The 22,770-nt window shown below is 60.7% G+C and carries 22 protein-coding genes; 11 read left to right on the top strand and 11 right to left on the bottom strand.

Annotated features, from left to right (window positions below; genetic code table 11):
- Nucleotides 1-24: 24 nt before the first annotated feature.
- From trpA to CYB_RS04460, 3 genes are all read right to left on the bottom strand, one after another.
- A complete protein-coding gene (trpA, locus tag CYB_RS04470) occupies nucleotides 25-840 on the bottom strand; it encodes a tryptophan synthase subunit alpha (protein WP_011432571.1) in 816 nt (271 codons plus the stop codon).
- Nucleotides 841-901: 61 nt separating this feature from the next.
- Nucleotides 902-2,317 (bottom strand): ABC transporter substrate-binding protein, encoded by a 1,416-nt coding sequence (locus tag CYB_RS04465; RefSeq protein ID WP_011432570.1) that lies wholly within the window; start codon nucleotides 2,315-2,317, stop codon nucleotides 902-904.
- Nucleotides 2,318-2,456: 139 nt separating this feature from the next.
- Nucleotides 2,457-2,672: a hypothetical protein gene (locus tag CYB_RS04460; protein WP_011432569.1), complete on the bottom strand. Its 216-nt coding sequence runs from the start codon at nucleotides 2,670-2,672 to the stop codon at nucleotides 2,457-2,459.
- Nucleotides 2,673-2,700: 28 nt separating this feature from the next.
- Between CYB_RS04460 and CYB_RS04455 the strand changes: the two genes are divergently transcribed.
- Nucleotides 2,701-3,549, top strand: a complete 849-nt coding sequence (locus tag CYB_RS04455; protein WP_011432568.1) for a class I SAM-dependent methyltransferase — start codon at nucleotides 2,701-2,703, stop codon at nucleotides 3,547-3,549.
- A gap of 8 nt (nucleotides 3,550-3,557) precedes the next feature.
- On the opposite strand, the gene CYB_RS04450 is transcribed toward CYB_RS04455, so the two are convergent.
- Complete coding sequence (locus CYB_RS04450; protein WP_011432567.1) at nucleotides 3,558-4,346, bottom strand: amino acid ABC transporter ATP-binding protein; 789 nt, start codon at nucleotides 4,344-4,346, stop codon at nucleotides 3,558-3,560.
- A gap of 281 nt (nucleotides 4,347-4,627) precedes the next feature.
- On the opposite strand from CYB_RS04450, the gene CYB_RS04445 reads away from it, so the two are divergent.
- The 9 genes from CYB_RS04445 to CYB_RS04405 all read left to right on the top strand — a co-directional run bounded on the left by CYB_RS04445 (nucleotide 4,628) and on the right by CYB_RS04405 (nucleotide 14,902).
- Nucleotides 4,628-5,647 (top strand): amino acid ABC transporter substrate-binding protein, encoded by a 1,020-nt coding sequence (locus CYB_RS04445; RefSeq protein ID WP_228375475.1) that lies wholly within the window; start codon nucleotides 4,628-4,630, stop codon nucleotides 5,645-5,647.
- 98 nt (nucleotides 5,648-5,745) lie between these two features.
- Complete coding sequence (locus CYB_RS04440; protein WP_011432566.1) at nucleotides 5,746-6,918, top strand: amino acid ABC transporter permease; 1,173 nt, start codon at nucleotides 5,746-5,748, stop codon at nucleotides 6,916-6,918.
- Nucleotides 6,919-6,921: 3 nt separating this feature from the next.
- On the top strand, nucleotides 6,922-8,130 hold the full coding sequence (locus CYB_RS04435; protein WP_011432565.1) for an amino acid ABC transporter permease: 1,209 nt from the start codon (nucleotides 6,922-6,924) through the stop codon (nucleotides 8,128-8,130).
- Between the two features lie 258 nt (nucleotides 8,131-8,388).
- Nucleotides 8,389-9,075, top strand: a complete 687-nt coding sequence (tatC, locus tag CYB_RS04430) for a twin-arginine translocase subunit TatC (protein WP_238376970.1) — start codon at nucleotides 8,389-8,391, stop codon at nucleotides 9,073-9,075.
- A complete protein-coding gene (locus CYB_RS04425) occupies nucleotides 9,065-9,679 on the top strand; it encodes a nucleotidyltransferase family protein (protein ID WP_011432563.1) in 615 nt (204 codons plus the stop codon). Before tatC ends, CYB_RS04425 begins: the two co-directional genes overlap by 11 nt.
- Nucleotides 9,666-11,114, top strand: coding sequence for an NAD(P)/FAD-dependent oxidoreductase (locus tag CYB_RS04420; protein ID WP_238376903.1), 1,449 nt, complete (start codon nucleotides 9,666-9,668; stop codon nucleotides 11,112-11,114). Before CYB_RS04425 ends, CYB_RS04420 begins: the two co-directional genes overlap by 14 nt.
- Before the next feature lie 106 nt (nucleotides 11,115-11,220).
- Nucleotides 11,221-12,087 (top strand): LmeA family phospholipid-binding protein, encoded by an 867-nt coding sequence (locus CYB_RS04415; RefSeq protein ID WP_238376901.1) that lies wholly within the window; start codon nucleotides 11,221-11,223, stop codon nucleotides 12,085-12,087.
- A 224-nt stretch (nucleotides 12,088-12,311) separates the two neighbouring features.
- Complete coding sequence (locus CYB_RS04410; RefSeq protein WP_011432560.1) at nucleotides 12,312-13,907, top strand: hypothetical protein; 1,596 nt, start codon at nucleotides 12,312-12,314, stop codon at nucleotides 13,905-13,907.
- A gap of 77 nt (nucleotides 13,908-13,984) precedes the next feature.
- On the top strand, nucleotides 13,985-14,902 hold the full coding sequence (locus tag CYB_RS04405; RefSeq protein ID WP_011432559.1) for a methylenetetrahydrofolate reductase: 918 nt from the start codon (nucleotides 13,985-13,987) through the stop codon (nucleotides 14,900-14,902).
- Here CYB_RS04405 and dapB read toward each other — a convergent pair.
- The 6 genes from dapB to rpsL form a co-directional block, all read right to left on the bottom strand.
- Nucleotides 14,899-15,759, bottom strand: a complete 861-nt coding sequence (gene dapB / locus CYB_RS04400; RefSeq protein ID WP_011432558.1) for a 4-hydroxy-tetrahydrodipicolinate reductase — start codon at nucleotides 15,757-15,759, stop codon at nucleotides 14,899-14,901. The genes CYB_RS04405 and dapB overlap by 4 nt on opposite strands.
- 121 nt (nucleotides 15,760-15,880) lie before the next feature.
- Entirely contained in the window at nucleotides 15,881-16,198 is a 318-nt protein-coding gene (gene rpsJ / locus CYB_RS04395) for a 30S ribosomal protein S10 (protein WP_011432557.1), read from the bottom strand.
- A gap of 124 nt (nucleotides 16,199-16,322) precedes the next feature.
- On the bottom strand, nucleotides 16,323-17,552 hold the full coding sequence (gene tuf, locus CYB_RS04390; protein WP_011432556.1) for an elongation factor Tu: 1,230 nt from the start codon (nucleotides 17,550-17,552) through the stop codon (nucleotides 16,323-16,325).
- Nucleotides 17,553-17,583: 31 nt separating this feature from the next.
- Nucleotides 17,584-19,707, bottom strand: a complete 2,124-nt coding sequence (fusA, locus tag CYB_RS04385; RefSeq protein WP_011432555.1) for an elongation factor G — start codon at nucleotides 19,705-19,707, stop codon at nucleotides 17,584-17,586.
- A gap of 152 nt (nucleotides 19,708-19,859) precedes the next feature.
- Nucleotides 19,860-20,330: a 30S ribosomal protein S7 gene (gene rpsG, locus CYB_RS04380; protein ID WP_011432554.1), complete on the bottom strand. Its 471-nt coding sequence runs from the start codon at nucleotides 20,328-20,330 to the stop codon at nucleotides 19,860-19,862.
- A gap of 83 nt (nucleotides 20,331-20,413) precedes the next feature.
- Nucleotides 20,414-20,821 (bottom strand): 30S ribosomal protein S12, encoded by a 408-nt coding sequence (gene rpsL, locus CYB_RS04375; RefSeq protein ID WP_011432553.1) that lies wholly within the window; start codon nucleotides 20,819-20,821, stop codon nucleotides 20,414-20,416.
- A 209-nt stretch (nucleotides 20,822-21,030) separates the two neighbouring features.
- Between rpsL and CYB_RS04370 the strand changes: the two genes are divergently transcribed.
- The gene (locus tag CYB_RS04370; RefSeq protein WP_011432552.1) at nucleotides 21,031-21,723 is read left to right on the top strand and encodes a ComF family protein; all 693 of its coding nucleotides are present in this window, start codon (nucleotides 21,031-21,033) and stop codon (nucleotides 21,721-21,723) included.
- Here the strand turns inward: CYB_RS04370 and CYB_RS04365 are convergent.
- Nucleotides 21,701-22,726, bottom strand: a complete 1,026-nt coding sequence (locus CYB_RS04365; RefSeq protein ID WP_011432551.1) for an HD-GYP domain-containing protein — start codon at nucleotides 22,724-22,726, stop codon at nucleotides 21,701-21,703. The genes CYB_RS04370 and CYB_RS04365 overlap by 23 nt on opposite strands.
- Nucleotides 22,727-22,770 lie beyond the last annotated feature (44 nt).

Here is a 22,770-nt window from a genome sequence, read left to right as displayed (position 1 = left end):
CGCTCCACGCTCCTCGCGCTTCGGTCAGCGCTCTGGAGTGGTCACCTCTTGCAGAGCCGCTTTGAGGGCTCGACAAAAGTGGGCTATTTGCTGCAGTCCTTCTTCAGGCGTGGGGGCTTTGGCCAGCCGTTGCACAAATGCGCTGCCCACAATCGCTGCATCTGCTCCCCAGAGAGCGATCTGGCGGGCCTGGTCGGGAGTGGAGATGCCGAAGCCCACCCCAATCGGCAGGGGGGTTTGTTGGCGCAGTTGCTGCAGCAAAGCCGGGATCCGCTTTTCCAGGGTGGCCCGTTCGCCGGTAACGCCGGTGGTGCTGACCAAGTAGACAAAGCCACTGGACTGCTGGGCAATGCGGCGCATGCGCTCCGGGGGGCTGGTGGGGGCCACCAGCAGGATGAGGTCGATCTCTTCGGCCTGGGCTGCTTGTCGCAGGGATCCCGCCTCTTCCAGAGGCAGATCGGGGACGACCAAGCCGGCACAGCCGGCCTGCCGCAGTTGATGCAGAAAGTTGGGGATGCCGAGCTGGTGGATGGGGTTGTAGTAGGTGAACAGGATCAGGGGGGCCTGCAGCGAGAGACAGCGCAAGCCTTGTAGAATGGCGCCCAAAGTGACTCCCCGACTGAGGGCGCGGGTGGCTGCTGCTTGGATCACCGGCCCATCGGCCAAGGGATCCGAGTAGGGTACCCCCAGCTCGATAAGATCGGCGCCGCTCTGATCCAGAACCTGCAAAGCCTCAAAGGTGGTTTCCAAGTTGGGATCCCCGGCGGTGAGGTAGGGGATGAGGGCTGCTTCACCGCGGCTGCGCAGCGCCTGGAAACAGGCTGTGATCCGGCTGGGCATGGGATCCATTCGATTCTGAGGAGATTGAGAGCATCCCCCACTGTAGCGTCTGCCGGGATCCCTAGGGGAGAGGCACAAAATCGTAGCCGGTACCGGAGCGGTTGCCGGGCTCAACCCGCACCAGCACATGGGGAGCATTGCGGTCGCCGGAGGGCAAGAAGCGCACTTCTCCGGAAGCGCCGTCCTGGAGGAGGAAGTTGGGATCCTGCAAACGGGCCAGCACAGCGTTGCGGCTGGTGGCTCCTTGGCTGAAAGCTTGCAAGAAAACCCGGGTGGCATCATAAGCCAGAGCGGTGCGCCAGCTCACCTGCCCTCCCCAGAGCTGGGCTGCCTTCTGGGCAAACTCGCGGTTGCGCGGCACCTGGGGATGCCAGGGTACCGCCACCACCAAGCCTTCTACCGCTGCTCCCCCGTCTTGCAATGTGGTGAGGCTGAAGAGCACATCGCCGCCCAGAAGAGCAAGGGGCTTACCAGCTACAGCGTTCTCGCGGGCTACGGCCAGCGCTTTTTCGGCTACGGAAGCCGTGGGAGCTAAAAAAGCTACCTGGGCTCCTTGGCCGACGGCCCTTTGCAGGCTGGCCTGGGGGTTGAAGTCCGACGCCGATAAGTCGAACTCCGCCAGCACGATGCCCCCTTCGCTGGTCAGGGTGGAGGCAAAGGCGTCCCGCAGGCTGGTACTGTAAGCGCTGTTGGGGTTGTAGAAGATGGCCACCCTTTGCAGCCGCAACGTGCTGAGAGCATAACGGGCCAGTTGCGTGCCGGCCACTTGATCCGAGGGCACGGTGCGAAAAATGGCATCCCCCAGCATGCTGATGCGGGTGCTGGTGGAGGTGGAGGAGATCATGGCCAAGCCGGCAGGCTGATAAACCTCGGCTGCAGCCAGGGTGGCGTCGCTGGTGTTATGGCCAATCACCCCCAAGATCTCGGGCTGGCTCACCAGAGCCTTGGCCACCGCCGTTGCTCGCTCAGGGTTGTCGCCATCGTCGGCAATCACTACCCGCAGCAGCCGTCCTCCGATTCCCCCCTGTTGGAAAAGCTCCTCCTGAGCTTGCGCCACCCCGCGCAGGGTCTCTTTGGCGCGGTTGGGGTTGCTGGAGATGGGCACCACCACCGCCAGGCTCAAGGGACTGCCCTGCTGCTGGGCACGGGCATTGTTCAAGAAAATGCGAGCTTCCGGGTCGTTGCGGTTGCTTTGCAGCCCCATCTCCAACACCGGGATGGCTGCGCTGAGGTTACCTTGGCGCAACAGCTCTGCAGCGGCAACGGCAGCGGGACTGCTATCGGCAAACAAGGTGCGCTCGGCGCTGGTCAGGAGCAGATCTTGTGCTCCACCCCCCAACCCTGGCAGCGATACTGGCGGTAGAGAAATGCTTTCCGGCCAGCGAACATAGCCCGCCTGCCAAGCGCGATGACCGCCCCAGAGTAGCAATAGCCCCAAGGCAATGTAGACAATGGGTGGTGGAGACTTGGCAACCATATATCACACTATAGAGAGAGAAAACGCTAGCTTTTGGCCAGCAAAGACACTGCTTGTATCCTCAGGAATCCTCAAAAGTCATCTTTCCAAGGATCTCTAAGGATCTCCGACTATGCATCAGCATGAGTGCGGGAGTATGTCACGGATCGGGACGGTAGGAAGGGCTGTTGCGGTATTGGCGCTCTAGCTGCTCCACAATGGAAATGGGAACGGATGAGGTCTCGGAGGGCTCTTCTGGCGAGGTGCCGATCTGCGTCTCGGTCTCCGCGTTGAACTGCCGAGATGTTGCCCAAACCACCGCTGCAATCAGCAAAAGGACGATAGCGGCAGCGTCAAGAAATGCCACGATGGCCATCGGGTCAATGGTTTAGCTTTCCCCTTCCATGATAAAGGCTGTCGAGAATTACCCACTTCAGGATCCCTTAGAGCAAGCCCTATGGGACTGGCACCGAGGAGAGGCCAAGGGATCCCTGCTCTTGCATGCCTACGGCCTGGAGGGGATCCCGTTGGCGGAAGAGCCCCAGGTGGTCTCCCCAGAGGTGTTCTTCACCCAGGAGCTGCCGGAGGTGGAGGCCATGGCTTTGGATCTATGCCGCGGTCGGGTGCTGGACATCGGCGCCGGCACGGGCCGCCACAGCCTGCTGCTGCAGGAGGAAGGATTGGCCGTGGCTGCCTTGGATCGCTCCCCGGTGGCGTTGCAGATCATGGCAGAGCGGGGGGTGCGCTGCCGCATTGCCGCCGATCTTTTCCACTGGGCGGGGCCAGGAGAGCCCTTCGATACCCTACTCCTGCTGATGAACGGCGTCGGCTTGGCGGGATCCCTGTCGGGCTTGGAGCGTTTTTTGCGCCTGGCTCGCCACTGGGTTCAGCCCACTGGCCAGTTGCTCCTGGATTCCACCGATTTGAGCGATGCCAGCGACCTCGCAGATCTGCGGAATCTGCCGGCAGAAGAGGGAGGGCGTTTAGAAAACTTGGAAGATCCCTCTGGCAAGCTGGCCGCTCCTGCCCACCTCGAAGCAGGTGGCTCAGAAGATTGGCAGGAAGGGAGCGAGGCAAAAGCCAAGGTAGTGAACTTTGTAGCCGAGTACAACGGCCAGCGGGGGGATCCCTTTCCCTGGCTATTTGTAGATCCGGAAACCCTGCTGCAGTGTGCCCACGCCAACGGCTGGCAGGGGCAGATTGTCTATCAAGAGCCGGAGGGGGCTTTTCTGGCACGCCTCACCCCCTTCTGAAGGACTCGCTAGTGGGAAAGGATCTGGGATAAAAACAGGCGGGAGCGCTCTTCTTTCGGATTGCTGAAAAACTCTTGGGGGGTGTTTTCCTCCACGATCTTGCCGCGGTCGAAGAAGATAATCCGATCCGCCACCTCGCGGGCAAAGCCCATCTCGTGGGTTACACACACCATGGTCATCCCCGAGCGGGCCAACTCCCGCATCACGTCCAGCACCTCCTTGATCATCTCTGGATCCAAGGCCGAGGTGGGCTCATCGAAGAGCATCACCGCCGGATTCATGGCCAAGGCGCGGGCAATCGCCACCCGCTGCTGCTGCCCCCCCGAAAGTTGCCCCGGGTATTTTTCTGCTTGCTCGGCGATCCCCACGCGGCTTAGCAGTTCCATAGCCCGCTCTATCGCCTCACTTTTTTTCATCTTTTTCACGTGGATTGGGCCAAGGGTTACATTTTGCAAAACCGTGAGATGGGGAAACAGGTTGAACTGTTGAAAAACCATGCCCACCTCGCGGCGAATGGCATCGATGTTGCGCAGGTCGCTGGTTAGCTCAATGCCATCTACCACAATGCGCCCTCTCTGGTGTTCTTCTAAGCGGTTCAACGTGCGAATAAACGTTGACTTGCCCGAACCTGAAGGCCCACAGACCACCACCACCTCTCCGCGGCGGATGCGGGTGGTAATGCCCTTGAGGACGTGGAAATCGCCGTACCATTTGTGAACATCTTCGCATTGGATAATGTCAGCGCTGGCTGCACTTTGCGGAGAGAGTGAAGACCTTATGTGCGGGGATCCTTGCATGGGTGGGTGACTCCCTAAGTTTCACCAAAGCAGGCATGGGTACCATGGCAGAACTGGCCGAGCCACAACCGTAGCCTCTGCAACATTTCCATACGCCCTGACATGTAAGGCTTTGAGAAAATCGTAGGCGCCTATGGCAAACCATTCTATGGGGTGTGGGGTGTGGCAGGAGTGTAACCCAATGGCACGGTATCTCGGTTGAAGTGCCGTGTATGAACGACTGTTGACGACGAAGATCTTGAGGACTGACATGGGGTAATTTTATGAACTGGATAAAGCATTTGAACGGATTGGCTCCCTTGGCCGGGGCACTGGCGTTGTCTATGGGCCTGCAGTCCCTTCCCGCTTGGGCGCAGCTGGGGCCGCTCACCGACCGCATCAAGGCTCGGGGCGAGTTGATCTGTGGGGTAAACAACCAACTGCCCGGATTCGGCAACCTGGATGACCAAGGCAAGTATGTGGGTTTTGATATCGACATCTGCCGGGCAGTAGCTGCCGCTCTCTTTGGAGATCCGGACAAGGTTCGATACGTCTACCTGACGGCGGCCAATCGCCAGTCTGCGATTCAGTCGGGCGAGGTCGATATGATTAGCCGCAACACCACCTGGACCCTCACTCGGGATCGCGAGTGGGCGGTGACCTTCGGCCCCACCACCTACTACGACGGCCAAGGATTTATGGTGCGGAAGTCGCTGGGGGTGGAAAAGCTGGAAGACCTGAACGGGGCCACCATCTGTGTGATTGCCGGCACCACCACCGAGCTGAACTTGGCGGATACCTTCCGCGCCCGTGGCATTGCCTTTACGCCAGTAACTTTCGACGGCGATGATTCCTCTTTCAACGCCTACGAAGAGGGCCGTTGCGATGCCATCACCAGCGACCAAAGCGCCCTCATCTCCCGCCGGGCCAGCTTGGCTTCTCCCGACGACCACGTGATCTTGCCGGAGGTGATCTCCAAAGAGCCCTTGGGGCCGCTGGTTCCCCACGGAGATGAGAGTTTCTCCGACATTATGAACTGGACGGTCTACGCCCTCTTCTATGCAGAAGAAAAGGGGATCACCAGCGCCAATGTGGACGAGTTCCTCAAGTCCGAGGATCCCGACATTCGCCGCTTCTTGGGCCAGGAAGGCAACCTGGGAGAGCTGCTGGGCCTGAAGCCGGATTGGGTGGTCAATGTCATCAAGGCGGTGGGCAACTACGGCGAGATCTTCAACCGCCACCTGACCCCCTTGGGCGTGCCGCGGGGCTTGAACCAGCCCTACACCAAAGGTGGGATCCAGTACGCGCCGCCTTTCCGCTGATCGGCTGATTCGGAATCCGGGCCTAGGGATCCCGGTTGGTCAGTACCGGCCAGGGATCCCCTATTCTCTGCTGTGCTCTGAATTTTTGCTTGCCCCGCATGACTTCTCTGTCCGACCAGTCCCACCTTCGCCCCCCCTGGTGGCGGAATGAGCGCATCCTAAAAGTTCTGCTGCAGGTGGCCTTTGTCGTGGCCGTGCTGCTGGTGTTCGGGATCCTCGCCCAAAATCTCCTCGCCAGCATGCGTCGCCTGGGCATCAGCTTGGGATTCCGCTTTTTGGGCAACTCTGCCAACTTTGGGATCACCGAGGGGCTGATCCCCTACGACCCTTCCGAGAGCTACCTGAAGGCTCTGGCGGTGGGAGCGGTGAACACCCTCTGGCTGTCGGCAGTCAGCATTGTGTTGGCGACGGCGATGGGCTTTGTCCTGGGGATGGCTCGCCTCTCCAGCAACTGGCTGGCCCGCCAATTGGCTACCGTCATCACCGAGATCTTTCGCAATGTCCCGGTGCTGCTGATCGTGATCTTCTGGTACCAGGGGGTGATCCTCACTCTGCCGGGGGTGCGCAACAGTCTCTCCATCGGCGGGCTTGTCTTTATCAACCAGCGGGGAGTGAAGCTGCCCGGGTTGGATCCCAGCGGCTGGCTGGTTCCCGCGCTGGCCATTGTAATCGCGGCTGGGTGGGGGATCCGCAAGCTGCTCCTGGCCCGTCGCCCCGAGCTGGGATCCCGGCAGCGGAACCTGTGGGTGGCTGCGGGGGTGGCGCTGCTGGCGGTGGCCTGCTGGGTGCTCTTCCCAGAGCCGCCGGTGCGGCTGGATGTCCCGGTACTGGAGCGCTTTAACTTCCGGGGCGGGATCCAACTTTCGGCGGAGTTTACCGCCATGATGCTGGGCTTGGTGACCTACACCGGCTGCTACATTGCCGAAGTGGTGCGGGGATCCTTTTTGGCGGTGCCGCGGGGGCAGTGGGAGGCGGCCCGGGCCGTCGGCCTGTCGGAGCTGCAAACCTTTCGCTTGGTGATTGTGCCCCAGGCCCTGCGGATCATGATCCCCTCGTTGAACACTCAGTATCTCACCCTGATCAAAAACTCCAGCTTGGCCATTGCCGTTGGCTTTTCCGATCTGTTCAACATCAGCAGCACCATCATCAATCAGTCGGGACGCTCGGTGGAGATGTTCGCCATCCTCATGGCCACCTATCTGACCTTCAACCTGGTGGTTTCCTACGGCATGAACTGGCTCAATGCCCGCGTCAAATTGGTGGAGCGCTAACCCATGCCCAGCAGTCTCTCCTCTCCGCTTATAGAAGAAGAAAAGGTACTCCCCCCCACGGAGAAACAAAGTCCGCTGGCTTGGGTGCGTCGCAACCTGTTTGACTCCTGGTTGAGCACCTTGCTCACCTTGGTCTCCGCCTTGGTATTGGCTTGGGCAATTTCCCTGTTCTGGAACTGGGCGTTCACCCAAGCCCGCTGGGAAGTGATCCCGGCCAACCTCAAAATCTTTGCCAGCGGCACCTACCCCAGCAGCCAACTGTGGCGGGTGTGGGCGGTGCTGGGGATTGTACTGGCCACCCTAGGGGTAGCGGGGGGGACTTGGGGCGGTGTGCTGCTGCACTACCTCATTCTCTTGGGAGCTGCTATGGGCTTAGCCGCGTTCCTGCCTTTGGGAACCCAGTCGCAGGGGTGGCTGGCGGTTTGCTCTGGAGCGACTTTTGCCGCTATTGCCCTCAGTCGCGGACGGGAATCCTGGCGGCTGGCTTCCATCTGGGTTTGGGCCCTGATCTTGCCCCTCTGTCTGGAGCTGCTGCTGGGCAACCTGGGCCCCAATTGGCCGGCAGTGCGAACCGAGCAACTGTCTGGACTGCTGCTTACCTTGATCTTGGCGGCAGCCGCCATGATCATCGGCTTTCCCATCGGGGTGTTGCTGGCATTGGGCCGAGCCAATCGGGCGTTGCCGGTGATCCGGATCTTCTGCACGCTGGTGATCGAGCTGGTGCGGGGGGTGCCCCTGACCACCATTCTGTTTGCCGCCTGGCTGTTGGTGCCCTTCTTTCTGGGGGGGATCAGCGTCAACCTGATCATCAGGGCGGAGGTGGCCTTCATCTTGTTTACAGCCGTGTACGTGGCCGAGGACGTGCGGGGCGGCCTGCAGTCAATCCCGCTGGGCCAGCTAGAAGCGGCACGGGCACTCGGCTTGAACCCCTTTCAAGTGACGGCTCTGGTGATTTTGCCCCAGGCACTGCGGGCAGCCGTTCCGGCGCTGGTGAACGAGTTCCTCACCCTCTTCAAAGACACGTCGCTGGTGTTCATTGTCGGCCTCATCGACCTGCTGCAGGCGGGGCGCGTGGTGTTCACCAACCCCAACTGGCTAGGCACCCAGCGGGAAGTGCTGTTTTTTATCGGCCTAATCTACTTCATCTGCTGTTTTGCCATGGCCTATGCCGCCCAGCAGGTGGAAAAGGCGCTGGGCTTGGGCAAGCGCTAAAAACTGCAACCGCTCCCCTTCCCAGTTTCATCTGCTCAGGCCCCGGGATCCCCTTAACGGGCTTGGGCCACCGCCCAATGGCGAGGAGTGTTGGGCAAGTGCTTTTCCCTGGAGAGGGGGCAGCGCTAAGATAGCGGGGAACGTTTCGTTACACCTTGGCCCATGACCCTTGCCTCTGAGACCGAGTCCCCGGAGCAAGCCGCGGCGGCCCCTGAGCCTGGTCGGGTGCGGGATCCGGAGTTTCCCTACGAGGTCGAAATGACCTTGATGGAGCACTTGGAAGAGCTGCGCAGCCGCCTGTTGGCCAGCGTGATCGCGGTGGCGATCTGCATCATCGCCTGCTTTGCCGTGGTGAATCGCATTGTCGCCCTGCTGGAGGTGCCCGCTCGGGGGGTTACCTTTTTGCAACTGGCGCCGGGGGAGTATTTTTTCGTTTCTGTGAAGGTGGCGGCCTACTCGGGGTTATTGCTGGCCACGCCCTTTTTGCTCTACCAAATTGCCCGCTTCGTCTTGCCGGGTCTGAGCGTGAAGGAGCGCAAGCTGCTGGGGCCGGTGGTGCTGGGATCCAGCCTTCTCTTTGTGGCCGGCTTGGTCTTTGCCTACTATCTCCTCATTCCGGCGGCGCTCAACTTTTTCATTCGCTACGGCGAAGGGGTGGTGGATCAGGCTTGGTCCATCGACCGCTACTTTGAGTTTGTGCTGCTGCTGCTGTTCAGCACCGGCCTGGCCTTTCAGGTGCCGATTTTGCAGGCGCTGCTGGGGGCGCTGGGTCTGGTGACTGCCGAGCAGATGTTCAAGGGCTGGCGCTACGTGGTTCTGGGCGCGGTGGTGGCGGGGGCCATTCTCACCCCCTCGACGGATCCCCTTACCCAGAGCCTTTTGGCCGGGGCTGTGACGTTTCTATATTTGTTTGGCATTCTGCTGGTGAAGCTCCTTGGCAAATGAGCCGAAGCTGCATGCGCTGATCTTGGCGGCTGGGTTTTCCACGCGGATGGGAGAGCCGAAAGCCTTTCTGCCCTGGAAAGACGGGCAAACCCTGCTCTCTTACCAGATTTTTCAGTGGCGACAGGCGGGGTTTCAACCCTGGGTGGTGCTGGGATCCCAGCATTTGGCGGCAGCCCAACCCCACTTGGCAGGGGCAGAGGTGCTGGTCAATTCGGCTCCTGAGCTGGGCAAGACCCACTCCATTCGGGTAGGGGTGGAAGGGATCCCTGCCGATTTTCAGGTGCTGGCCATTTCGGCGGTGGATCAGCCCCGTCCGGCGTGGATCTACCACAGCTTGCTGGAGTACCATCTGCGCCATCGCGCTTGGGTTACTGTGCCGGTGCATCGAGGACGACGGGGGCACCCTACCCTGATCGACAGGCGCTTGCGGGAAAAGCTGTTGGATCTCCGAGAAGAAACCCTGGGCCTGCGCCGGTTGTTGCAGGATCTGGGCAGGCGGGTACAGGAGGTGGAGCTCTACACTCCTGAGATCTTCCTGGACTGCAATACCCCTGCCGATATGGAGGCCGCTGCTGCCGGTTGCGACAGCGTTGCCCAGGAGTGAGGGGATCCCCTTCAGCACTTGTCCTGCGACCGGTCGCCTCAGCGGTACCGAGCACTTCGGCGTTGCCCAGCAAGATGTTCTTCCCATTGCTCGTATGAGAAAGGGCCTTTATCCTGCCAGCACCTACGATCCTGCCTGCCCGGTCGGCAGCTACTGGGACAGCACGATAGCAGATCCCGGCTGGCGGCATCCGGCACCTTTGCAGGAGCAGGTGAGCGCTGAGGTGGTCATTGTGGGGGGAGGATTGACGGGGCTATCGACGGCTCTGCACCTGGCCCGCGACCACGGCATCCATGCTTGTCTGCTGGAGGCGGGATCCCTGGGTTGGGGGGCCTCGGGACGCAACGGTGGCTTTTGCGGGGTGGGGGCGAGCCACCTTACCCACACCCAGATGGTGCGGCGGGTGGGCCTGGCAGAGACAGAGCGCTACTACCGGGATCAATGGCAGGCAGTGGAAACCGTTCAGGAGCTGGCGGCCAGCGAGGGCTTCTCCCTAGAGGCTCAGGGACAGGGCTGCTATGCAGTGGCCCATCGTCCACAGGCATGGTCGGAGTTAGAGGCCGAGTACCAGATCTGTACTCAGGTGGCGGGCTACCCGGCCCAGCTCCTCAACCCCAAAGAGCTGCGGGAACGCGGCTTCAACAGCCAAGAGAACCACGGCGCTTTGCACATCGGGGTGGGGTTTGGCCTCAACCCCCTCAAGCTCACCCAAGGACTGGCCCAAGTGGCCCACCGGTGGGGGGCAAAACTGTACAGCGGCAGTCCGGTCACGGCCTGGGAAAAGGTGGGATCCCAACACATCTGTCACACGCCGGGAGGAACGGTGCGCGCTCGGCACTTGGTCATTGCCACCAATGGCTACACCCCAGAGGCCCTGTATCCCCAACTGGCGGGATCCCTGTTGCCGGCACTGTCCAACATCCTGGTCACCCGACCTCTAACGCCTCAGGAGCAGAAAGCGCAGGGGTGGTGGGATCCGACGCCGCTCTACGACATGCGGCGGCTGCTGTTCTATTACCGTCTGCTGCCGGATGGGCGCCTGCTGTTTGGGGGACGGGGTGGCACCCGCGATACCCCGACGGAGCGACAGCAGTTGCGCACTTGGATGACCCGACAGCTCTATCGTCTTTTCCCTGCTTGGGAAGGGGTGGAGATCGAGTACGCCTGGAATGGACTGGTCTGCCTTTCTCGGCAGTTTCACCCCCATATTGGCCCTTCGCCGGCGGATCCCAGCCTGTGGTACGGCTTGGCCTATCACGGCAGCGGTGTGGCCACAGCAGTGTGGGCGGGCAAAATGCTGGCCCAGGAGATTGCCGGGATCCCTTCTCAGATGAGCGCTCTGTTTCGCCAGCCGCCCCGCGCTTTCCCTTTGCCCTGGCTACGGCTTCACTATCTGCGGCTGGGGTATCTCTGGTGGCAGTTGACGGATGGATAGCCTCTCCAAGTGTGCGGGGGATCCCTCTGTTCGGCGGAGAAGTCCTGCCCTAGTCTGGTCGTAGTTGGGTGGAAACCATCGCTTGTTGTTGCTCCCGAGGTATCCAGTGCTGCTCACGTCTTGCCATCGGCCCAGTCCAGATCCGTCTCCTCTCCAAACCCAATCGGCAACCTGTCGCCGCCAACGGCTCTCGCAAGCGGGGCAGCGGCTGGGGTTTGCATTGCTGCTCAGCCTACCCACCATGTTTTGGCCTTGGCCCGGATTTGCCCAAATTGCCGGATCCCTTCTCAGCCCTTTGGTGGCGGCTTGGATCCGTTCGGAGGTGCAGAGGGTCGATAACCTGCAAGTGCAAATTGTCGGCTCTGACGCCCAGATTTTGAATGGGCAGATCCCTCAGGCCCAGGTGTCGGGAGACAACCTCAGCTATCAAGGCTTTCAGGTCAGCCATCTGCGGCTGCGGGGCCAGGATATTCGCCTCAATGTGGGCGAAGCCATCCAGGGACGGAGCCCGCTGCGGCTATTGGCCCCTGTGCCGGTGCAGGTGAGTTTACGCCTCACCGAGGAAGACCTGAACCGCACCCTTCAGGCTCCCCTCATCCAAGCCCAACTGGCCCAGGCCCAGGTGCAGTTGCCCGTTGGGGGCCAAGTGGTGCCCTTTCTCATCCGCCAGCCTCAGGTCACGCTGGAACAGGGTCGGCTGCGCATCCAGGCCAACCTGACCACTCCCGAAGGGGTGGAAGCGCCGGTGACGGTGCTGACCGGCCTAGAAGCCCAAGGTCCCAACCGGTTGCGGCTGGTCAATCCCCTCTGGGTGAGCGAAGGCCAAGAGATCCCCATCCCCGGCCTGGCCGATTTCCCCATTCAGTTGGATCCGGGCGTGCGCATCGACCGCCTGGAGGTGCAGCCCGGCCAAATCCTCTACGAAGGGATCCTGACCATTTACCCAGAAGTCGCAACCGTGCCGCAGGGATAGTTCGCCTGGGCAGGACGGAGACCTTTCCCGTTCAGCAACGGGTGTGATCGGGATCAATCTCAAAGGGTGTGCCTCTGGGCGAGGATCCCTCTAGCAACCGGAGGGAAAGGGATCTTGCTGGCCGTTTGCGTTGGTGCCCCGTCGGGAACCGCACCGTCCACAAGACGAGAGCGGCATCGACTCCCTTCGGTAGCCGGGCAGGAGTGGTGTATTGAGGTGAGATCATGATCCAGCCATCCAACTGCAAACTCGACCCCTGGGTCGCGGTAGCGGTGCGGAGCACTTGCGGCTGGGCGCTGCTGCTGATTTTGTCGGTTGGTTTTTTGGGGGGATGTGCTGACGACCCGGTTTCTACAGTCCCTCTGGATGGCGCTGCTGTCGGCACGCGGACGGCCACTCCCGAAGGCCGATCCTTTTCCGATATTCAGCCTGGTCGGGAGCCCCGTCTGAAACACCTTTGGGCCAGTTTTGTCATCACTGCTGAGCAACTGCAATCCGCCCGCGAGGCTCCCGTTTCGCTCCATCCGCAGGCCATTTTTCCCTGCACCGACTGCGAAAGCCTACCGGGATCCCCGCCCCCCACTGCTTCCCCCGCTCCAGGCACCTACCGATCTGACCAGATCACCTTCTCCTTCCGGGTTGAGCCCAATGAGACGTCCACCCGCCTCAGGGGTAGCTTTCACCTGGATACCACCACGCCTCTGATCCACCCCGGCGCAGGGGTGCGCTTGGTAATCCAACGGGCTTTCTGGGGGGAAGACCCGCTGGAACCGCTGCCACCTCCCCAGGACTTTCACCCTCAGCAGATCATCCGAGGCCAGTTCCAGGAGCGCAGTTGGATCCTCCCTTTCTCCCTGCCGCATCCCCCTGCCGGTGAGGTCTTGCCGCCGCTGCGGCTGGAGGTTGTTCTCACCTCGCCGATCCCACCCGATTCCGCCCCCTTTCTGCGGGGTAGGCCGCTGCCGCCACCTCCGGGTCGGCTGTATCACGGGGTCGCTTGGCCGGGCATTCCCACTTGGGATCAACTCCTCGCCTATCGCCAGGCCATTGGTCAGCCCCCCGCCTGGGCAGCCGTGGATCACCTCTGGGATCCCCGCCAGGACTTTCCGCAGCAGTTGGCCAGTCGCCTGCGGGAAAGCGGCTCAGTCCCCTACCTGCGCCTGCGGCTAGATCCGGCCCAACTTTCTGCCTTGGCCAATGGGGATCACGATGAGACCTTGCGCTCTTGGGCCCGCGGGATCCAGCGCTTTGCCACCCCCATCATCCTGGCCGTCGTTGTTGGCGACGGGGATCCCGAACGCGCTCGCGGTAGCGGTGGGGAGCCCTTTGGTGGGACGGAGTCCTCGCTGCAACAACGGGCTTACCAACACCTGATGCAAACCCTGCGCTCTGTTCGCGTTAGCGGGACGGAGTCCCCGGCCAATTTGCTCTGGGTGGTGGAGCTGGACGGAGAAGATGCCAAGGCCGTGTCCACCTGGGCTCGGTTCCCTGAGATGGACTGGCTGAGCCTACAGGTAACGGGGGATCCCGCCGCTTTTGAACCGCTGTACCGCCGCCTTGAGGCCCTCAACCCGAAAGTGCCTGTGGTGATCCGCGGGCCGGCTCCGGGCTCAGCAACCTCTCAACCGCTGCTGGAAGGTCTGGAGGCGCAGCGCTGGCCTCAGGTGATCGGCTGGAGCTGGACTTTAAGCCCGGACGGGATCCCTCCTGCAGCCGCACAAGATTGGCGGCAGCATCTGCAACAGGGGGATCCCCAGATATGGCTGGGGGAAATGCGGGTGCAGCCCCCGCCCAGCCCCCTTCCCTCGCCCAAGCCTTGAGAAAGGACGACCTGTCTGGAAAAACCTCCCGGAAAAGTCGATAATAAGCCAGCCGTTTTACCTTTCCTTCAGGAATTGTGGCCCTGATCCCCTCATCACCTCCCCTGTCCCGCTTCGCCCAGGCCATCCAGCGGGGGGAATTTCTGCTCACCGCCGAGATCACCCCCCCCAAGGGATCCGACACCAGCACCCTGCTGTCTCTGGCCCAGCAGCTCAAGGGGCGGGTGCATGCCATCAACATTACGGACTCCAACCGAGCCATGGCCCGCATGAGCCCGTTGGCGGCCTCGGTGCTGTTGCATCAGGCAGGCGTTGAACCGATCCTGCAGTTGGCCTGTCGAGATCGCAACCGCCTGGCCCTCCAGGGGGATCTGTTGGGGGCCTCAGCTCTCGGCCTGCGCAATGTGTTGGCCCTCACCGGGGATCCCATCCACATCGGCGATTGCCCCGATGCCCGCCCCGTATTCGATCTGGAGTCGGTGCGCTTGCTGCAGCTTATCCAGCGGCTGAACAACGGCCTCGATTGCAATGGCAAACCTCTCCCGGATGGGGGCACGCATCTGTTGGCAGGGGCAGCGGTAGAACCCCAATCGGGCAGCTTTTCCGGCCTGGAGCGGCGCTTCCACCGCAAGCTGGAAAACGGGGCCCAATTTTTCCAAAGCCAGATGGTCACCGACTTCGAGCAGCTGGAGCGCTTCATGGATAAGTTGGGCCGTCCCGCCGGCAAGCCCATCCTGGCTGGCATCTTTTTGCTCAAGTCGGCCAAAAATGCCGAGTTTATCAACCGCAACCTGCCAGGAGTGAAGATCCCAGACGAGATTATCCAGCGGCTGGCCAACGCCGCCCACCCCCTCGAAGAAGGGATCCGCATTGCCGCCGAACAGGTGCGGCAGGCCCGCCAGATCTGCCATGGGGTGCATCTGATGGCCGTCAAAGCCGAGCACCTCATCCCCCGCATTCTGGATGAGGCCGGGATCCCTCCCCTGACCGGCTAGCTCAACACTTGCTCCAGCCCGTAGACCAAACCTTTGAGCTGCAGCACCTTGCGGATCCCCAGGATCACTCCCGGCATAAAAGCTATCCGATCCGTGGTGTCGTGTCTCAAGGTGAGGGTTTGCCCCATCCCACCAAAAATGACCTCCTGATGGGCGATCAACCCCGGCAGACGAACGCTGTGAATGGGAATGTTGGGGCCAGAGAGCCCTCCCCGCGCACCGGGGATCAGCTCTTTTTCTTCCACTGAGGACTCCGTCCCGCTGTCGCGAACGGGCGGGTTAAAGGTTTTGCCCAATTGTCCCAGCCGTTGGGCCGTCTGTAGAGCCGTGCCGCTGGGGGCATCCGCTTTGCGGTTGTGGTGCAGCTCGATGATCTCGACATGGTCAAAATACTGGGCCGCCTGCAGCGCCATCTGCTGCAGCAAAATCATGCCGATGGCAAAATTGGGCGCGATTAAACAGCCCACACCCGACTTGTCCGCCAGATCCCGCAGCCGCTCCACCTGCTCCGGCGTCAGGCCCGTCGTCCCCACCACCGGACGCACGCCAAAGGCAATGGCCGAGCGAACATGTTCAAATGCCGACCAAGGATGGGTAAAATCCACCATCACGCCGCGGTTGCTCCGCTGCGACAACCTCAGCAACTGCCCCGACAAGTCATCGGTAATCTCCACCCCCAGGGATCCCAGGCCCAGCACCTCGCCAATGTCCAAGCCCAATTGCGAGCGGGCCACCGCCCCCACCAACCTCATGTCGGGCGTCTCGGCAACGGCTCGCACCACCTCTCGCCCCATTTTGCCCAGGGCCCCCACCACCAAAACCGGGATGGGGGATTGGGCCGCTCCTGGAGTTGCCAACCCCTGAGAGGGGTCTGCACCACTATCGCGATCGACCGGATCAACCGATGTTGTCACCCGCTGCTACCCTCATCCAAGCTCTACGAAATGACTGCGAAAGCGGGGGATCCCTGCAGATCCATCACAGCTTCACCTCGATATCTACCCCTGCCGGCAGATCCAGCTTCATGAGAGCATCGATGGTTTTGGAAGAGGGGGAATAGATGTCGATAATGCGCCGGTGGGTGCGGGTTTCAAAATGTTCCCGCGAGTCCTTGTCGATGTGGGGGGAGCGCAGCACACAGTAGATGCGGCGCCGAGTAGGCAAAGGAATCGGGCCAACCGGCACGGCGTCGGTACGACGAGCCGTATCCACGATTTTGTCGCAGGAAGTATCCAGCAGCCGATGATCGTAAGCCTTCAGGCGGATGCGAATTTTCTGTTGAGTCAAGGTAGGCATGGCCGGAGAGCAATCCAGAAAAAGGGGGACTCAAAAAAGCTGGCAGGGAAAGTGCTCCGCGCCACTATCGCAACTGAGTTGGTCTGGGGCCGTCGGCACTCAATCCCTGCCAGGAAAAAGCCGCTTACTTCAGGATCTTGGAGACAACACCCGCTCCGACAGTACGGCCACCCTCGCGGATAGCAAAGCGCATCCCCTGCTCAATGGCGATGGGCTGGATCAGCTCCACCGTCATCTTAACGCGGTCACCAGGCATCACCATCTCTGGCTGGGATCCGTCATCAGCCGTGAAGGAAGAGATGGTGCCGGTTACATCGGTGGTGCGCACATAGAACTGAGGACGATAGCCGGCAAAGAAGGGCGTGTGGCGACCTCCCTCCTCTTTCTTGAGGACATACACCTCAGACTCGAAGTTGGTGTGGGGAGTAATGGTCTTGGGCTTGGCCAGCACCATGCCGCGCTCCACTTCGTTCTTCTGAATGCCGCGCAACAGCACACCAACGTTGTCGCCGGCGATCCCCTCATCGAGGGTTTTTTGGAACATTTCCAGGCCAGTAACAGTGGTGGAGCGAGTTTCCCGCAGGCCCACCAATTCCACCGTTTCGCCCACTTTGATGCGGCCCCGCTCGATCCGGCCCGTGGCCACCGTGCCCCGACCAGTAATCGAGAAGACATCCTCCACAGCCATCAGGAAGGGCTTGTCCACATCCCGCTCCGGCGTGGGAATGTAGGAGTCCACCGCATCCATCAGCTCATAAATTTTGTCCACCCAAGGATCTTCGCCCCGCTGGGTTTTGGGGTTGGCGGTCATTCTTTCTAGGGCTTTCAGCGCCGATCCTCTGATGATGGGAACGTCGTCGCCGGGGAAGTCGTATTTGGAGAGAAGCTCCCGCACTTCCAGCTCCACCAACTCCAGCAGCTCTGGATCGTCCACCATGTCTGCCTTGTTCAGAAAGACCACCAAGCTGGGCACCCCTACCTGACGGGCCAACAGGATGTGCTCCCGTGTTTGGGGCATGGGACCATCAGCTGCAGACACCACCAAGATGGCCCCATCCATCTGAGCCGCGCCTGTGATCATGTTCTTCACGTAGTCGGCGTGGCCGGGACAATCCACGTGGGCGTAGTGACGGTTGGCAGTCTGATACTCGACGTGGGCGGTGTTGATGGTAATGCCGCGAGCTTTTTCCTCTGGCGCTGCGTCGATCTCATCGTACCTTTTGGCTGTGGCCTGACCCAAAGCAGCCAAGGTGGTGGTGATGGCAGCCGTCAGGGTGGTCTTGCCGTGGTCAACATGGCCGATGGTGCCAACGTTGACATGGGGTTTGGTGCGTTCAAACTTAGCGCGTGCCATGGATCATCACTTCCTTTTTGGTTTCAGTCAGCTACTCATTTCCTTTGTTTTTGGCAATGATGGCTTCGGCGATACTGCGAGGAACTTCCTCGTAGTGGCTGAACTCCATCGTGAAGGTGCCTCGACCCTGGGTCTTGGAGCGAATGTCGGTGGCATAGCCAAACATCTCCGCCAAGGGAACTTTGGCATTGACTTTGGTAATGCCGCCTTCTGTATTCATCCCCTCCATCTGGCCGCGGCGGGCGTTGATGTCCCCGATGACATCCCCCACAAAGGCTTCAGGGACTTCCACCTCGACCTTCATCATCGGCTCCAGCAGGGTAGGGCTTGCCCTGCGAGCGGCCTCCTTCAGAGCCATCGAACCGGCGATCTTGAAGGCCATTTCGCTGGAGTCCACCTCGTGGTAGGAGCCATCCACCAGGGTGGCGCGGATGTCGATCAAGGGATAGCCCGCCAGCACACCGGATTCGCAGGCTTCTCGGATCCCTTGCTCAGCCGGCCCAATGTATTCCTTGGGCACGACGCCACCCACAATTTTGGAAACAAACTCAAACCCTGTACCCGGCTCCGCCGGCTCTAGGTCGATCACCACATGGCCGTACTGGCCACGGCCACCGCTCTGGCGAACAAACTTGCCTTCCACGCGGCTGACCGGCTTGCGAATGGTTTCGCGGTAGGCCACCTGTGGGTTGCCAACATTGGCTTCTACGTTGAACTCCCGCAGCATCCGATCCACCAAGATCTCCAGGTGCAGCTCGCCCATCCCAGAGATGATGGTTTGATTGGTCTCGGGATCCACAGACACGCGGAAGGTGGGATCCTCCTTGGCCAGGGCCTGCAGGGCCTTGGAGAGCTTATCGATATCGGCTTTGGTTTTGGGTTCTACCGCTACTGAGATCACCGGCTCTGGGATAAACAGAGACTCCAGGATCACCGGCGCATTTTCGTCGCAGAGGGTGTCTCCGGTGGTGGTGTCCTTGAGGCCCACCACAGCTCCCAGATCTCCTGCCCGCAGCTCATCCACGTCCAAGCGTTCATCGGCCTTCAGCACCACCAACCGCGAAATTCGCTCCTTCTTGTTCTTGGTGGAGTTGAGCACATAAGTACCTTTGGTCAACACCCCCGAGTAGACGCGAATAAAGGTGAGATCCCCGTACTTATCACTCATCAACTTGAAGGCCAGGGCGGAGAAGGGCTCATCGTCGCTGGCACGGCGGGACACTTCTGAGCCATCTGGCAGCACCCCCTTGATGGCCGGAATATCCACAGGCGAGGGCAGGTAATCCACCACCGCATCCAGCAGCATCTGGACTCCCTTGTTCTTGAAGGCAGAGCCACACAGCATGGGCACAATTTGGCCGCTGATCGTGCCTTTGCGCAGACCCGCCATCAAGTCGGCTTCGCTCAGATCTTCTTCGGCGAAGTACTTTTCCATCAGAGCTTCGTCCGTCTCGGCCACTGCTTCCACCAGCTTGGCCCGATACTCTGCCACGAGATCTTTCATCTCCTCAGGGATGGGGGCTGGACGAATGTCTTTGCCGATCTCATCCATATAAATGCGGGCTTGCATCCGCACCAAGTCAACAATGCCGCAAAACCCGTCTTCGGCACCGATGGGCAGTTGGATGGGCACAGCATTGGCCTTGAGGCGCTCCCGGATCTGGTTGTAAACCTTGAGGAAATTGGCCCCCATGCGATCCATTTTGTTGACGAAGGCAATGCGGGGCACATTGTAACGATTGGCTTGCCGCCAGACGGTCTCAGACTGAGGCTGCACGCCGCCCACCGAGTCAAAGACGGCGATCACCCCATCCAGCACCCGCATGGAGCGCTCAACTTCAATGGTGAAATCGACGTGCCCAGGAGTATCGATGATGTTGATGGTGTACTCCGGTGCGCCGGAGAGGGGCTGGGAAGGATTTGCGGGATCCCGCTTAGTCCAACGGGTGGTGATGGCCGCAGCGGTGATGGTGATGCCCCGCTCCCGCTCCTGGGCCATCCAATCGGTGACCGCAGTTCCGTCGTGAACTTCGCCAATTTTGTGCACCAGACCGGAGTAGAAGAGAATCCGCTCTGTGGTCGTGGTCTTGCCAGCATCGATGTGAGCCGCGATGCCGATGTTTCGGACTCGTTCTAGGGGAACTGTGCGTGCCACGTCAACCTCCCAATCCTCGTCGCCCTGCGACTTGGGCAAACTAAAAAATCCTTTACAATTCTAATCTTTTTTGCCGATTTTTCTCCACCTCGCTGGAACTCGGGCTGGGCAGAACAGGGATCCCAAAAGTCTCCACTGCTCCGCAGGCTAATTCAGTAGCGGTAGTGGGCAAAGGCTTTGTTGGCCTCGGCCATGCGATGCACCTCTTCCCGCCGTCGAATGGCGCTGCCGGTTTCGTTGGCTGCATCGATCAGCTCATTGGCCAACTTGGCGGCCATGGTGCGACCTGGACGAGTGCGCGAAAAGGTCACCAACCAGCGCAGCGCTAGGGAAGTGCCCCGCTCTCCTCTCACCTCCACAGGCACCTGATAAGTGGCTCCGCCCACCCGGCGGGCTTTCACCTCCACCAGTGGGGTGGCGTTGCGAACAGCATTTTCCAGCAAGGGCAGTGGGTCTTGGCCGGTGCGCTCCCGCACAATGTCCAGAGCTTCATAGAGGATCCTGGCAGCCAGGGATGCCTTACCCCTCATCATCAACTTGCGGATCAGCATGGTAACCAGACGGCTCCCATACTTGGGATCCGGGGGCACATCACGACGAGGGGCACGGTTGCGGCGAGACATAGGAGCTGGGTTGCTTGTTCAGATGGGGATGGCAGAAAGAAAGATGACGAGTGGGATATGGAGGGTTGAGGGTGAGGGCAAAGCTATTTTTTCTTGCCAGCGGCGGCTGGAGCTTGGCCCGGCTTGGGCCGTTTCGCCCCGTATTTGGAGCGGCCTTGTTTGCGGTCTTTGACCCCTGCAGCGTCGAGGGTACCCCGGATAATGTGGTAACGCACGCCGGGCAAATCCTTAACCCGCCCACCGCGAATCATGACCACAGAGTGCTCCTGCAGGTTGTGGCCGATGCCGGGAATGTAAGCGGTGACCTCAAAGCCGGAAGTGAGGCGAACGCGAGCCACTTTTCTCAGGGCCGAGTTGGGCTTTTTGGGCGTTGTCGTGTACACTCGGGTGCAAACCCCCCGCCGCTGTGGACAAGCCTTCAGGGCAGGAGACTTGGTCTTGCGAGCGGCAACGCTGCGCTCCTCACGGATCAGTTGCTGAATGGTGGGCATGGGCTGGCAGAGAAGGTCACGACTTAAATTTTAAATTATCCGGTTGAATTATCCGGCGATATTGAATCCTAGCAAGGCGGGATCCCAGCGTCAACTTGGGGATGGACTGCTGGGCTGTTAGCCTGGCCGAGTCTGAATTTCGGCCTCGTTCCCCCCTTGCCTCAGCTTTTTAGGAGACTCTGCACACCAGAAAGGATCCCTAGCAGACGATGGGCTGGTTAGATTGGTGGATTGTGCCTCCATGTCCGCTTTGCCGGCGCCCTGCCAAGGCCGTGTTCTGTCAAGACTGTCAAAGGCGGTTGCAGGCGGAGCGCCTTGCCACTTGGCCAGTCACCACCTCGCCTTGGCCACTTTACGCCTGGGGGATCCACCGGGGGGCGCTGCGCAGGGCCATCTATTGCCTGAAGTACGAAGGACAACGGCGCATTGGCTCGGTTTTGGGAGAATGGCTGGGATCCCGTTGGGTCGAAAGCCAGTCCACCTCTTTAGGCTCCCCTGGGGCCTACACGGTGGTGCCCATCCCTCTGCATGCAGAGCGGCTGCGGCAGCGGGGCTACAACCAAGCCGCCTTGATCAGCCAAGCCTTTTGCCAGCGGACAGGTCTGAGACATTGGCCTGAGGCTCTGGTGCGGGTGCGGGCCACAGCGGCTCAATATGAGCTCAACCCGCTGCAACGACAGCACAACTTGGCCGGGGCCTTTGCCCTGAAACAAGTTCCGGCCACACCGGTGTTGCTGGTGGATGACATCTACACCACCGGCTCTACTGTGCAAGCCGCCCAGCAGGTATTGGCCGCTGCCGGGATCCGTGTAGCCGGGGTAATCGTTGCCGCTCAAACCCCAAAAGCCGCCTCTCCAGACTGGCCCGGCCCTCCAGACCCTATCCCGCCTCCAGCAAATTAAAGGCCGTAACAAACATAAAGTCACAAAACTCGCGCACCAAGTTCGGATCCCGCCAGCCCTTGCGGGTTTCCTCCCGCAGCACTTCCAGGGCCTGTTCGGCGGTCAAGGCCGGTTTGTAGGGGCGAGGAGAGGTCAGAGCGTCGAAAATGTCGATCACCTGAAAGACGCGGGCCAACAGGGGAATCTCTTCGCCTGCCAGCCCATCCGGGTAGCCGCTGCCATCCCAACGCTCGTGGTGGTGGCGGATGATCGGCAGCACATCCTGCATGGTGCGCAAGCCCCGACAAATGTCTTCGCCAATCAAGACGTGGGATTTCATGATCTCCCATTCTTCCGGGGTATGCTTGCCCTGCTTGCACAAAATCGCATCCGGGATCCCGACTTTGCCGATGTCGTGCAGGTAGCCGCCCCAGCGCAGGGCCTTGATCTGTTGACGAGACAGCCCCAAGTAACGGCCAAACTGTTCCCCCATGGCCACCAAGCGTTCGCAATGGTCACCCGTGATGGGATCCCGGCTCTCCACAGCGCGGGCAATGGCAAACAACACCCCGGCAGCGTGATCCAGGTCTTCGTTCAAGCGCTTTTGGTGGATGGATGAGCGTACCCGCGCCAGCAGCTCCACGTGATCGAAGGGCTTGGTCAAAATGTCGTCGGCCCCCACCTGCATCCCCATCAGGCGATTGGAGCGGTCGGTCAGGGCAGTGATCAGCACAACGGGGATCAGGCGGGTCAGCTCATTGGCCTTCAGTTGCCGGCAGACATCGAACCCGCTCATGTTCGGCATCAGCACATCCAACAGCACCAAGTCTGGCCGAAGCCGCTCCACAGCCTCCAAAGCCTCTTCGCCGTTGGTGGCCTCGCTCACGCGGAAGTGGGCCGACCGCAACAGCTCACCGATGTAGAGGCGGCTGCTGGCCTGATCGTCCACCACCAAAACATGATCCGCCTCCGCCAGCTTCGGGTTTAGGCGGGGAAAGGGGGTGTGGATCAGGTGGGAGTTCATGGTGGTAAAACCTAGCCTTGCATCGAGTGCGAGCTTTCCCCCTC

The organism is Synechococcus sp. JA-2-3B'a(2-13), from assembly GCF_000013225.1.
Taxonomy (GTDB): Bacteria; Cyanobacteriota; Cyanobacteriia; order Thermostichales; family Thermostichaceae; genus Thermostichus.
Note: the sequence above shows the minus strand (reverse complement) of the source record. Positions and strands in the feature narration are given on the sequence as shown.